This is a genomic window from Leptolyngbya sp. CCNP1308 (assembly GCF_034932455.1).
Classification (GTDB): domain Bacteria; phylum Cyanobacteriota; class Cyanobacteriia; order Phormidesmidales; family Phormidesmidaceae; genus Nodosilinea.
The window spans coordinates 52,709-65,784 of record NZ_JAYGIH010000040.1; the positions used below are offsets into that span (position 1 = coordinate 52,709).

General features: G+C 60.0%; 10 protein-coding genes. 4 read left to right on the plus strand and 6 right to left on the minus strand.

Going from position 1 to position 13,076, the window contains the following annotated elements:
• Window positions 1-104: 104 nt before the first annotated feature.
• The gene (locus VB780_RS12365; RefSeq protein ID WP_323351460.1) at window positions 105-818 is read left to right on the plus strand and encodes a response regulator transcription factor; all 714 of its coding nucleotides are present in this window, start codon (window positions 105-107) and stop codon (window positions 816-818) included.
• Window positions 819-945: 127 nt separating this feature from the next.
• Here VB780_RS12365 and VB780_RS12370 read toward each other — a convergent pair whose 3' ends face one another.
• On the minus strand, window positions 946-1,506 hold the full coding sequence (locus tag VB780_RS12370) for a hypothetical protein (protein ID WP_323351461.1): 561 nt from the start codon (window positions 1,504-1,506) through the stop codon (window positions 946-948).
• A 189-nt stretch (window positions 1,507-1,695) separates the two neighbouring features.
• On the opposite strand from VB780_RS12370, the gene VB780_RS12375 reads away from it, so the two are divergent.
• Complete coding sequence (locus VB780_RS12375; protein ID WP_323351462.1) at window positions 1,696-2,472, plus strand: RNA methyltransferase; 777 nt, start codon at window positions 1,696-1,698, stop codon at window positions 2,470-2,472.
• A gap of 62 nt (window positions 2,473-2,534) precedes the next feature.
• On the plus strand, window positions 2,535-4,406 hold the full coding sequence (locus tag VB780_RS12380) for a serine hydrolase (protein ID WP_323351463.1): 1,872 nt from the start codon (window positions 2,535-2,537) through the stop codon (window positions 4,404-4,406).
• 178 nt (window positions 4,407-4,584) lie between these two features.
• On the opposite strand, the gene VB780_RS12385 is transcribed toward VB780_RS12380, so the two are convergent.
• From VB780_RS12385 to mfd, 4 genes are all read right to left on the minus strand, one after another.
• On the minus strand, window positions 4,585-7,335 hold the full coding sequence (locus VB780_RS12385; protein WP_323351464.1) for a TIR domain-containing protein: 2,751 nt from the start codon (window positions 7,333-7,335) through the stop codon (window positions 4,585-4,587).
• Window positions 7,336-7,468: 133 nt separating this feature from the next.
• Complete coding sequence (locus VB780_RS12390; protein ID WP_323351465.1) at window positions 7,469-7,678, minus strand: hypothetical protein; 210 nt, start codon at window positions 7,676-7,678, stop codon at window positions 7,469-7,471.
• 4 nt (window positions 7,679-7,682) lie between these two features.
• Window positions 7,683-7,961, minus strand: coding sequence for a BrnT family toxin (locus VB780_RS12395; RefSeq protein WP_323351466.1), 279 nt, complete (start codon window positions 7,959-7,961; stop codon window positions 7,683-7,685).
• A 15-nt stretch (window positions 7,962-7,976) separates the two neighbouring features.
• Window positions 7,977-11,480, minus strand: coding sequence for a transcription-repair coupling factor (mfd, locus tag VB780_RS12400; RefSeq protein WP_323351467.1), 3,504 nt, complete (start codon window positions 11,478-11,480; stop codon window positions 7,977-7,979).
• Between the two features lie 236 nt (window positions 11,481-11,716).
• On the opposite strand from mfd, the gene VB780_RS12405 reads away from it, so the two are divergent.
• Complete coding sequence (locus tag VB780_RS12405) at window positions 11,717-12,478, plus strand: hypothetical protein (RefSeq protein ID WP_323351468.1); 762 nt, start codon at window positions 11,717-11,719, stop codon at window positions 12,476-12,478.
• 22 nt (window positions 12,479-12,500) lie between these two features.
• Here the strand turns inward: VB780_RS12405 and VB780_RS12410 are convergent, their stop codons facing one another.
• A complete protein-coding gene (locus VB780_RS12410) occupies window positions 12,501-13,001 on the minus strand; it encodes a hypothetical protein (RefSeq protein WP_323351469.1) in 501 nt (166 codons plus the stop codon).
• Window positions 13,002-13,076 lie beyond the last annotated feature (75 nt).

Below are 13,076 nucleotides of genomic sequence, written 5' to 3' on the forward strand. Positions count from 1 at the left end.
AGGCCATCGACAAATACCCCTGGGCTAGGGCAGGGGCTGCCTTAGTGAGTATGCTAGTGCAAGGTTGATATTCTGGGACAAGATATCTGGGGTGATAGATCGCGGTGCTGATTCTAATTGTGGAAGACGAGGCCGAAATTGCCCGCCTGATTCGGCTTTACCTCGAAAAAGAGGGCTTTACCTGTGAAGTCTGCGAAGACGGCGAGACCGCCCTGCGCTACCAGCAGACTCTCCAGCCCGATCTGATGATTCTCGACGTTATGCTGCCCAAGCTCGACGGTCTAGAGGTGTGCGCCCGCGTGCGCCAGGGTCCGGGGGCTAAGGATCCCTACATTCTCATGCTCACCGCCCGGGGCGAAGAAATCGATCGCATCATCGGTCTGTCTACCGGGGCCGACGACTATCTGGTCAAGCCCTTTAGCCCCAGGGAACTGGTGGCCCGGGTTCGCGCCCTGCTGCGCCGCAGCCTGCGCCACAGCCAGGAAGCGCCCACCCAGACCTACCGCACGGCCCACTTTAGCCTCGACCTCGACCAGCGCACCGCCCACCGCCAGGTAGACTCCGGTGACCTAGATCTGCTCGATCTCACCCCGCTGGAGTTTGACCTGCTAGCCACCTTTATGAGCTATCCTGGCCGCGTCTGGAGCCGCCACCACCTGATCGAAAAACTCTGGGGCGAAGATTTCTTTGGCGACGAGCGCGTCGTCGATACCCACATCGCCCGCCTGCGCAAAAAAGTTGAACCCGACTCGTCGCAGCCCACCTTTGTCAAAACCGTGACCGGCGTGGGCTATCGCTTTGAGGATGAGGCGGGGTAGGGGAGTGGGTGAGTGGATGGGTATCTGAAGAAGATGGAAAAGATAAAGACTCTCAGGTAGGGGCGCAGGGCTGCGCCCTCTGGAGAGGCAGCAAAGTTTTTGGAATATTTTCGTCGCCAGAATTACCCTAAGGGCTTTTGTGCAGGCTCATGCCCATGAGGTGGGCGTCAATGTTGGGATCGCTGGTGGTCAGGCTGAAGCGTAAGCGACCGTCAGTGATGGTGACGGGGTAAGGCCCGTAGCGCGCCCAGCCTCGAAACGGCAGATAGCCAAGGCCCTGGGCGACAGACTGACCGGCCACCCGCAGCTCTAGGGTGTGCCAGTGGGTTTGGTAGTTTTCCATGATCCACAGGTAGAGGTGGTAGCGATTGTTGGGCAGGGGCTGCTCAATCTCCAGGGTCTGGGTTTTGAAGATGACGGAGTTCAGCATGGTGCGCGTTCCCCGGCGGGCGTAGGGCTTGGGCACGAGGTAGGTGTCGGCGGCGGTGGCCCCCGGTGTAGCTAGCCCCGCCGCCAGAGCCTCGGTATAGGACTGCCAGCGATCGCCCCCCACGTCCACCGCTTCACCCCCCAGGTTGATGCCCGTCACGAATGCCCCCGATAGCAGGGCAGGCTCTTGGGCTGGCGTGACCCAGTCGCGCAGGGTCAAATAGGGCTCAAACAGCAGCACTTTCAAAGGGTTAACCATGGGGTGGCCTAGCTCACGCAGATCCCCCCAATCCTACAGATGGGCGGGGTAGGGCAGCCCTGAATGTTGCCGTCAGTGGACAAAATTTCACCGTTCCTTCAGTTTCCCTAATCTCCGCCGGCCGGCCTGCCGCCAATCTACCGCCAGCCGCTACTATGGTGAACTGCCAACACTACAGACATTTCAGCCATGGGCCTCTGGCAGCTCGATCACATTCGCATCGTTCTGGTCGAGCCAGCCGGGCCGCTGAACGTGGGTGCTGCGGCGCGGGTGATGAAGAACATGGGGCTGCGCCAGCTAGTGCTGGTCAACCCCCAGTGCGACCCAGCTGCGGAAGAGGCCCAGCGGATGGCGGTGCACGGCGGTGATGTGCTGGCGGCGGCCAGAGTAGTGCCGAGCCTGCCCGAGGCGATCGCCGGGTGTGAACGGGCGATCGCCACCACCGGCCGTCTGCACCGCCAAGACCAGCCTCTGGAACCGCCTGAAGCAGCTTTGCCCTGGCTGCTGCCCTCTACCCCGGCAGAAAGCTTTGCCGCCGCTCTGATCTTTGGCCCCGAAGACCGGGGGCTGAGCAACGACGAACTGATCTATGCCCAGCGCTGGGTGCGCATTCCGGCCAGCGACAGCTATCCATCGCTGAACTTGGCCCAGGCGGTGGCGGTCTGTGCCTATTTGCTGCACCGGGAAGCCATGGCTGAGGCGCTAGATAAAGCATTTCCGACGGTGGGGGTGGCCGCAACGGCGGGGCATCTAGCACCTCTAGAGCAGATGGAGGGCTTTTATCGAGATTTGGAAATCGTTTTGCTAAAAATCGGTTATCTTTACCCCCATACCGCCGCAAGCCGCATGGCTAAACTGCGGCGATTGCTGCATCGAGCCGGTCCCGATCGCCAAGAGTTAGCTATGCTTAGGGGCGTTTTGCGGCAGATTAACTGGGCGGCCAGCCAGGCTCCCAACGACGACTGACCCTCGATCGCAGCGCAAACGGGTGAACGGCACACAGGGCGAAAGGCACAGGGCGAACGACTATGGCACAGTACGACGATCCTCGCAATCCATTTTCGGCAGGCCGTCCTGAGGCGGGCTCGCCCTGGAGCGAGTCGAACCCAGGGCCTAGCCCCGGTCGCGATGGACTTCAGCTGCCGGGCGAAGCCGACCCCGGTGGCTGGAGCCGTGACGGGCAGCAGCGCCCGTCGCCCGTGGCTCGCCGTCGCAACCAGTGGCGACAGCACCAGCAGCTCGCCCCCGACTTTGGCCCGGCCCCAGTCGAGCCCGAGATCGAGCCGGTTCTTCGCCCCGCCGCCCGCAACGCCTCGCTACCCACTTTCAAGCGTGGCCCAGCCCCAGCCCCTCAGCCGCCCAGCAGCCCGCCCCGGCCTGAGCGACCGACCAGCCTGGTGCCGCCCAGCGCTCCTCGGCCCGGATCTGCGCCATTGCAAATGCACCCCCACAGCATTCACCCCAGCACCCTGAACCCCCGTGGTGCTGTTGCTCCAGCGGCGGGAGCCGCCGCCCAATCGCTGCCCCCCAATGTCACCCCCCTGCGGCCCCAGCCCCGGCGATCGGCGGGTGTGCCAGCGGCGGCGCGATGGTCAAAGCCCGCTCCCTCAGGGACATTGCCTCTCTCGGCCCCTGGCACGCTGGGAGCGTCCTCTACCCCAGGCACAGCGGATGACAGTTCGCAGCCGCCCCGGCGATCGCGGGCGGCGACGGCCCGGCGACGGTTGGCTAACCCGCCCCTGCCGCTGCTCTATCTAATTCGCCTGATTATTTTGGGGGTGGGGGTAGCGGCGATCGCCGGTACCCTGCTGTCGGTGCTCAGCCCCAGCAACGTGGCGGCCCCTGGTGAAACCCCGGCCCCATCTGCCCAGGCTAACCCCCGGGCTCCAGGCTCTCTGGTGCAGGGCACCACCGCCGCCACCGTGGCCGACCTGCGCCTGACCGGCGAAATTTCTTACCTCAAGGGCGAGCTAGAGCAGCTGGCTACCCTCACCCCAGGGTTGACTCCCCTCGGCTTTGCCGTTGACCTCGATTCTGGCCAGTACGTTGACCTGGGCGGGGCCGAACCCGTGGCCTCGGCCAGCACCATCAAGGTGCCCATTTTAGTGGCCTTTTTGCAGCAGGTCGATGCGGGCACCCTGGCCCTCAACCAGTCCATGGCCCTACAAGAGGAGTACATGGCCAGCGGTTCAGGCACCCTGCGCGGCGAAGCCGTGGGCACTGAATACACCGCCCTAGATATTGCCACCCGCATGATTGTGACCAGCGACAACACCGCCACGAACATGATGATTGCCGCCTTGGGAGGCCTTGAGACGCTCAACCAAACCTTTGCCGCCTGGGGCCTAGAGCACACCCTGCTGCGCAACCCCCTGCCCGATCTAGATGGCACCAATACCACCAGTGCCAAAGACCTGACCCTGCTGATGGCCCTAATTGACCAGGGGGGGCTGCTGACGCCCAGGTCGCGCGATCGCCTGTTCAGCATCATGCAGCGCACCGAGAATGAGAGCCTGATTCCCTCCGGCATTCGCGATGGCTCGCTGCTGGCCAACAAAACCGGCGACATCGAAGCCATGCTGGGGGATGTCGCCCTGGTCGATGTGCCCAACGGCAAACGCTACGCCCTGGCGGTACTGGTGCAGCGCCCCGCCAACGACGGTCGCGCCAGCGAGCTGATTCGCCGTATGACCGAGGCTATTCACACCGAAATGGCCCAGCCCATGGCCCCCGTGGGCGGTAGCAGCGCCAGCCCCGTCCCGCTCAGCCCCCCAGGGGAGTTTGAGACTGAGCCTCCGCCCGATGAGTTTGAAACTCAAACCCCCCTGGAATATGAAGACCCCTACGCCCCAGCCCCAGTAGATAGGGCACCGACACGGGATGAGATTCCGCCAGGCTAAGGGAGTCACACAGAAATAGAACCGGTCATCATCCTAGGAAGAGAAGGTTGTAGACATTGGTTGCTACTGGTTCACGAGATGGTCTGATGATAGACGAGAACGTCAAAGCAATGTTGTAAAGGCGCGGCCCAAAGGCAGGCATCGCTGCTGGCTAGTGCCATAACGCTGGGCAGCCCTGTTAACCCCCAAGCTGCGACAGCAGCGCCACCGCCTCGTCATAGGCGACCCGATAGACAAACTCCCCGCCATCGCAGGTGGCCAACTGCAACGCCGCCTGGGCCAACGCCCGCGCCTCGGGCAGATTGCCCGCCGCCTGGGCTAACTCTGCCAACACCAGGTGACAATCGGCCCCTTGCAGGACGTAGCCACTGCGAGCCGCAATGGCACGGGCCTCTTCCGCGAGGCGGCGGGCTTCGGAGAGATCGCCCTGGTCGCGGCGGAGGCGGGCGAGGTCGATCAGGATATCGGCTTCTTGATCAACCAGGTTGATGGCGCGGCAGCGGCGGAGGGCTTCGCTGAGGTGGTGATCGCTGGCCGAGAGATTGGGGGTGAGGCGGTGGGCGGCACCAAGAAGCCAGTGGGCGCGGACGTAGTCTCGGGCGTTGGGTCTGCCAACTTTTTTTTGCCATTCATCGGCGAGGGAGATCGCTCTCTGGGCGGCGGCGAGAGCAGCGGCGGCGAGTTCGGTACTCTGTGGGTCGGAGGTTTGGGCTGATCGGGCCTGCAGCAAGGAGCTCAAAGCCCGATGAGCCCAACCAATTCCTTGGGCTTGAATTTTACTAATTTTCTCACTGATGTTTAACCCGTCAGTTAGGGATGTTTCCGCCACCCCCCAGGCTCCCCGGTAAGCCAGCAGTCGTCCCAATTCCTGATGCCCCACAGCCTGCTGAAACTCGTCCTCTGTCTCCTGGCAGAGGGCGAGTTTCAGCAGGCTGTGTAGGTTGGCTTCAGCGGATTGTAGGGCACCGATACGAATTTGGTCTAACGCCAGGTTTCCTAGGCCGATCGCCCAGTTTTGCTTATTCCCTTGCTTTTCTCGAATCGCGGTTTGCTGCTCAAACAGGGGCACAGCCTGCGTGGGCTGACCGCTGAGGCTGTAGCTATTGCCCAGCGTGTTCAGCGTCCAAGCCTGGGCACCCTCATCCTGGAGTTGGGGGATATGGGTTTCGCCCTGGGGAAAGAGGGCGCGGAGGAGTTCGATGCATTGTTGGTAGGCTCCGAGTTGGTAGTAGAGGAGATTGGCAAGGCGATTCTCAAACAACTTCTGTGCCTCGTCATACTGCCCCGCCCGCACCATGTGGTGATACAGCTCAATCACCGGGGCCAAGTCATCCACCGTCGTCACCCGCTCCACCGCTGGCACCGCTGCAAAGTAGTCGCGCAGTTGGCCATGGGTGCTGCTGCGTTCTTCAGTGTCCATGCGGTCATAGGCATAGCGTCGCACAATCGGGTGCAGGTCAAATCGTGCGCCCTCCCGCTGCACCAATCCCCGCTCGATCAAATCCTGCAAATCACCCTCTACATCCGACCCCGCTGCTGCCAACTCCTCAAGCACATCAAACACCACCGGGCTGCGAAAACACGCCATCCGGCTCAGCAGCTGCCGCCCATCGGCGGTCAAACTTGCGTAGGCCTGCGCCAGCACATGGTTCTGCCGCTGCACCAGGCTCCCCGTCAAATCCTTCCGCCCCGCCGCCTGAATATCCCCCGGATTGCGCAAATCCTTCACCACCAGCCCCGCCAGCAGCCGCAAACTCAGCGGGTGAAACCCATAGGCTCCGCAGGCCTGCTCAATCTCCCCCCGATTCCCCCGTATCCCCTGCACCCGAAAGAACGCCACCGCATCCGCCGCCTGCATCTGCGTCAGCCCCTCCTCCCGACAGCCTAGCAGCAATGCGCCCCCGTTAACCTCTACAGGCCGGGGCCGCAGCCGGGTAGACATCAGCACCTTGCCCTTCAGCCTCGGCAAACTCGCCAAATTTCGCAAAAACTGCTCCGCCCCCGGATTCACACAATCGCGCCCCGCATCATCGGTTTCCTGTTCCCCATCCCCCTGATAGGCCGCTCCCAAGTTACCGTAGGCCCGCAGCTCCCGCTCAAACCCATCTAGCACCAGCAAAATCCGATGCTGCCGCACATACTCCAATAACCGCGCCACCCGCTCCGCTGGCGGCAAATCCTGCGGCTCCTGCCCACTCAGGTAGGCCAGCGTTGCAGAAACAAAATTATCAAACCCCGCTTTCTCTTCGTAAAAGCTCCACCACACCACCAGGGGCCAATCTTGCTCTTTCACATCGTGCAGCAGCCAATGCCAGGTTAGGGCACTCTTGCCAAAGCCCCCCAAAGCCTGCAGCACCAGCAATGGCTGGGGGCTATGATGCAGCCAATCGCTCAGCCGTTGCCGCTCGGCGACGCGCCCCGTAAAGTGCGGCGGCATTCCGTAGGGGTGAGCCAAAAGCCATCGCTTCGGTGTCTCTGCCTGCGATGGTGCCGCTTCGACTTCCGCGATCCCAAAGGCGCGAAACACCTGTCTCCAGGCAATATCCAATTCCTCCGGGTCGGTGAAATTGACGTAGCTCAGATATCCAATGCTCGGCGGCAGCTCACAAGCCTCCTTTAGCATTGGCAACAGTCGCAGTTCTCTATTGTTTGGATCTGGGGTTTGCAACAAATACCGTTCAAATTCCGTCCAGCCACTCTGCAAATAATTGGGCGTCAGCACCAGCAGCGTCTTTCGGCTCGTCATCGCTGACCGCTCAATCTCCTTAATCGCGGGTGCCCCTAACCGAAAATCCTCATAGTCAATACAAACCTTTAGCCCCGCCTGACGCAGCCGCGTTAGCAGTTCCCCCCGCACCCAAGCCTTATCGGCGGTGCTGTAGGAGATAAATACGTCATATTCGTAGGAATCCGACGGGTCGCCGCTCATAGATGCCCGATCCCGCGACTTACATAAATTACCTTCGTCACATTCTATACGCAGGTTTGGGGCTGGGTCAGGTCGATTGTGGGGCGATCTAATCTCGCTTATCACGATCCCCCTCAACCCCCATGCAGATCAATTACTGAGTTTGCGACTGCGGCATCGCTTCGATAAACGCCCTAAGAGCTTTGTTGACCGCTTCAGGGGTAGTAAATATCTGGGCCACATCGTCATCTAAAACAACAACTTTGAGCTTTTCTAAATCGTTGTTAGCAGCAAACCGATTGGGCTTCGCTTTTTGGTAGTCAAAGCGATATTCCGGCTGTAAGTCATCTTCGGGGTTTGGCATGGGGTTAGAGGGCATTTCGTTCATAATCCTCACGCTCTGGTCGAGTGGCTAAACGGGCACTAATGATACGAACCCTGCCAGGTCGCTCAGTAAAGGCAACTAGCAGCAGCCGATTCCGCTGAGAATGGCCGATGATAATCTCACGTTGCTCATTAACCGAGTGGGCTTCATCTTCAAAGATGACGGCTAGAGAATTTGCAAAGACGGTTTGAGCTTCCTCAAAACTAACACCGTGCTTTCTGAGATTGCTAGCTGCTTTAGACGAATCCCACTCAAACTCCATAGCGTTAACCTCAGTTTAGCTAGCCAGTGGCTCTGGCACTGCACCCTGCAAATACCCCAGCCACTCGGTCAAACTCTCCAGCTGCTTTTCGGGCTTCAGCACGCCCAGCCCGCGCACCACCACCTTGCCGCCGCTGTAGACAAAGCGCGTTTTGAGGTGGCTGGGCAGTTTCTCACTGAGCTTCTTCCAAGCCGGTTCTTCCATGGGGGTTTCCATCACCACGTGCTGTTTGCCCTCGGGTTTGATGCGTGAGAAGCCAGCGGCTTTGGCAACCAGCTTGAGTTCTAGCATGCGCACCAACTGGGCGGTGGAGTAGGGGATAGGGCCAAAGCGATCGCTCAGATCCGCCGCTATCTGCATCAGCTCTACCTTGCTGTTGGCTGCCGCCAGGGATCGGTAAGCGCCCATCTTTTGCTCCAGGTCGGGAATGTAGTCGTTGGGCACAAAAGCGGTGACGTTGAGATCCACCTGGGTGTCTTCGACTTTGGGGATGTCCTGGCCGCGAATTTCGGCGATCTCTTCTTCGAGCATGTCCATGTAGAGGTCGAAGCCGATCGCATCCATCTGGCCCGACTGCTCGGCCCCGAGCAGGTTGCCAACGCCGCGAATTTCCATGTCGCGCATGGCCAGCTGGTAGCCGGAGCCGAGCTGGGTAAATTCTTGAATGGCGCGGAGGCGCTGGCGGGCTTTGTCGGTGAGGGATTTTTTGGGGTAAAACAGCCATGCGTGGGCCTGAATGCCCGCCCGCCCGACTCTCCCCCGCAGCTGGTAGAGCTGGGAGAGGCCGAAGCGGTGGGCGTCTTCGATCAAAATAGTGTTGACCCGGGGGATGTCGAGGCCCGACTCGATGATGGTGGTGCAGAGCAGCACTTCGGCGTCGCCGTTGCTGAAGGTGAGCATGGTCGATTCCAGTTCGCCTTCGTCCATCTGGCCGTGGGCGATCGCAATTCTGGCCGCAGGCACCATCTCGCGAATTTTGGCGGAAACCTCCTCAATGCCCTCGACCCTGGGCACCACGTAGAACACCTGGCCGCCCCGGTCGAGTTCTTGGCGAATGGCGGTGCGGATCGCCTCCGGGTCCATGGGCGACAGGTGGGTTTTGATGGGGCGGCGAGAGGGGGGCGGCGTGGTGATCAGGCTCATTTCGCGCACCCCGGAGAGGGCCATATAGAGGGTGCGGGGAATGGGGGTGGCGCTAAGGGTGAGCACATCCACCTGGGTCTTGAGCGATTTGATTCGCTCTTTTTGGTTGACGCCAAAGCGCTGTTCTTCATCCACCACCAGCAGGCCCAGGCCTTTGAAGGTGACGCCTTTGCCCAGCAGCTGGTGGGTGCCGACGACCACATCCAGTTCGCCCGTCTTCAGCCGCTGCAAAATGTCTTTTTTCTCGGTTTGGGTGCGGAAGCGGTTGAGCAGCCCCACCTGGATGGGGTAGGGGGCGAAGCGTTCCTTTAGCGTGTGGTAGTGCTGCTGGGTGAGAATGGTTGTGGGGGCCAGCAGGGCCACCTGCTGCCCGGCGGTGACGGCTTTGAAGATCGCCCGCAGCGCCACTTCGGTTTTGCCAAAGCCCACGTCGCCGCAGACCAGGCGATCCATGGGGCGATCGCTCTCCATGTCGCGCTTCACATCTTGCACCGCCTTGAGCTGGTCGGGGGTAGCCTGGTAGGGGAAGGAGTCTTCTAGCTCCTGCTGCCAGGGCATGTCGGCGGGGTAAGCAAAGCCCTCCATTTTAGCCCGCTGGGCGTAGAGCCTGAGCAGATCCACCGCCACTTTTTGGATCGCTTTTTTGGCGCGGCCCTTGGTTTTTTCCCAGGCGGTGCTGGTCATTTTGTTGAGCACCGGAGCCTGGCCGCTGGCGGCTCGGTAGCGAGAAAGTGAGCCCACCTGATCGGCAGCCACCCGCAGCAGCCCGTCGGCGTACTGAATTACCAGGTAGTCGCGGGTTTCATTATTGAGCACCAGGTTTTCAAGCTTGATGAATTTGCCGATGCCGTGGCTGCGGTGAACGACGAAATCCCCCGGCTTCATCTTGTTGGGGTCAACCTGCTTGGAGGCGGCGCGGCGGCGCTTGCGCACGTAGCCCCCAGTGGCCAGGGTGTGCTGGCCAAAGAACTCCCGGTCGGTGACCACCACAATGCGGAAGGTGGGCAGCACAAAGCCCTCTAGCTCCGCCAGGCCCGAATATTTGACCGCCACGGGGACGTGCTGGGTATGCAGCTTGTCGATCGCATTGAAATCTCTGGGGTTGGGGATGAACTGCGCCGGGCAGTCGTGCTCTTGTAGCAGCGATACGGAGCGGGAGGGCTGGGCCGAGGCGAGCCAGACCGAGTATTTGCGATCGCACTCCTTCCTGATCGTCTCTGCTAGCTTGCCAAACTGGTGCGGAATCGCCTGCACCGGGCGGCTAGACAGGTTCAGGCCATTGTTGGCCTCGGCGATTTCTGAGAGATCGATGCGGGGGAAGATCTCGGCGTCGCTGAGGGTGTCGAGAAAAGCGCGGTGAATCTTAGGAAGCTGAACAGTAGAATTGCCCTCTGCCGGGCTGGCGCTATTGACCTCCTGCCAATGGTCTTCGACGTGCTCTAGCCAGCGATCGCTATGAGCCTGACACTGATCCACCTCATCCACGGCCATCAGGCTGTTTTCGGGCAAGTAATCCAAAAGCGAGGCGGGGTTTGAGAAGGCCAGCCCCAGCCATCGACGGGTGCCTTCGGGAATAATGCCGCTAGCCAAGCCCTCTTGGGCAGTTTCTGAAAGGAGGTCATCCAGCTTGCCCTGCTGGCGCAGGTGTTCGACGATCACCGAGCCGTACTGGGTGGGGGTGAGCACCAGGTGGTCGATGGCATCCAGGGATCGCTGCGTCGCCGGGTCAAACTCCCGCAGCCGCTCTAGCTCATCGCCAAACAGCTCTAGCCGCACGGGCAGTTCTGACGCCACGGGATACACGTCGATGATGTCGCCCCGCTGCGCCCACTGGCCCTCGGTTTCCACCACCGTGACCCGCTCATAGCCCAGGGTCGCCAACCGCTGGCCCAGTTCCTTAAAGTTGATCTCCTGCTTCAGCTCCAGCCGCAGGCAGTAGGGTTCCAGGGCTGAGACCGGTGGCAGATGGGGTTGCAGGGCGCGTTCCGTCGCCACCACCGCCAGCTTGCGGGATGAGCCATCTTCGCCCGCCGCTCGCAGCGCTAGCAGATCGGCCAGCACCTGGAGCTGGCCCCAGGTCATCTCAGATTCTTGGTCAAAGGGGTCGTAGGGCGATGCTTCTGAGGTGGGGTAAAAGTGCACCGTGTCCCAGCCCATGGCTTCGAGCTGGGTGGCCCAGCGACCGGCCTCTTCGAGGGTGGCGGTGATCACCAGTAGGGGGCGACTCTGGGCCAGGGCTAGGGCTGAAGCGACTAATCCCTTGGGCAACCGGGCTACGCCATTGAGCACCAAGCGTCCCTGCTGGTCGAGTTTTCCTAGTAGTTCGTTCGTTAAAGGAGAGCGTTGCAGGGCACGGGTAATCGAAGAAAAAGCCATAGGACGCGCTACAGGGAAAAGGGGAAATGGGAAGCACAAATACCCCTCAACTTTGCAGTGAAGGGCGACGCAGCAGAGGCTAGGCGGGTGCCTCACATTTACCTATTGTAATAATCTTCGCGCTAATCTGGAGGCCGCTGGCACCAGCGAATATGGGCTGGCCGGGGCAACCATGCCACCGGGTAATGGTCACGATTAGTTTAAAATTTAAGTCCTGTAGAGCGCCCCCGCTGCCCATGACCCCTGAGCAAGCCGCTGAAATTCTTCGCCTCCGAGAGGCTAAGGTTGCCCCAAAGCAGATTGCCCGCCAGCTGAGTTTAAGGCCAGCGGAGGTGAGTGCCTTTATTCGCGATCGCGCCGAAGATCTGTATCTCGAAAAGGCGCGATCGGGCGATCTGCAACCGCTTCAGGCATGCCTGGTGAATCAGAGTGCAGCTCAAAAGTTGTTTCCCAAAAAACAGTCTTTTCTGTTTAAGCTTCGTCCTCAGGCCAGCCAGGGGGTTGAGGGGATGTGCCAAGTAATTGTGGCTCGCCAAGATCACAACCGCCTTTTGGTGGGTAGCTACCTGATCGACTATTGGTGTTTGGGCGTTAAAGATGCCATGCCACCCCGCCAAATGGGCACCAGCGAGCATCAGCTATTGCTTAAATCCTGCGAAGAGCGGTTTGACGAACCCTTTGTTGGCATCACCCTTGAACAGGCCCAGGCGATCGTCTACGGTGCCGTAGACTATGCCCGCAGCCTAGGCTTCGAGCCCCACAAAGACTTTAATACCAAAGCCCAAGTTCACCTGGGCCTGCGGCCTGAAACGCTGATGCCCATCGAGTTTGGCAAAGACGGCCGGCCCTTCTTTATGAGCGGCCCCTACGACAATGTCGAGAAGGTGATCCAAACCCTCGAAGCCAGCGTTGGCTCAGGCAACTTTCACTACATGGCTGCGATCGGCGGTTCTGGCCTGGGTAGTTCTGACCTGGGAGAAGACCTGTTTCTCCCATAGATAGAATTATTGGCCTCAATAGCTAAGGCATCAACTCGTAGAAAGACTCTTGACCCAAATGGCGAGCGTATTTTTTGACTAAAGCCTGGAGGTTGGTCGAGCTATCGAGCATGATCCAATCGTCAATGGAGCCACGAAAACACCAGCGCTCCACCTCAAACTCTCGGGTCTCCTCATCCACCAGTACAAATTGCATCATGGGCGAGTAGGTAAATGACTGGGCCATGCGATCTGCCAGCCCAGCATCGCCAGTGGAAGAGGATTGCGCTATGGCCATCAGGGCATTTGCATTTTGGTCGCAGAGATACACCACGATGTGTTTGCCTTTGACATCCACCATAAAGTAGTCGAGCTTGGCAGTTTTTTTGACGCCCGCTTGTACGATCGCCACCTCTTCGGGCGTAATTATTTGAGGCTGAATTTTCCTCAAGAACACCTGAGCGTTGGGATTTTCGTAGATCTCGTAACCCTTAGGAACGTGGATTAAATAACCTGAACTTCTGGGACGGCGGTGTAGTTCCATTGAGGCAAGAGGTCATCAAAGACAATTGTCATCGTGGCTTTGAAGTCTTCAGCTACTTTTCGCCCCGTTTGGTAG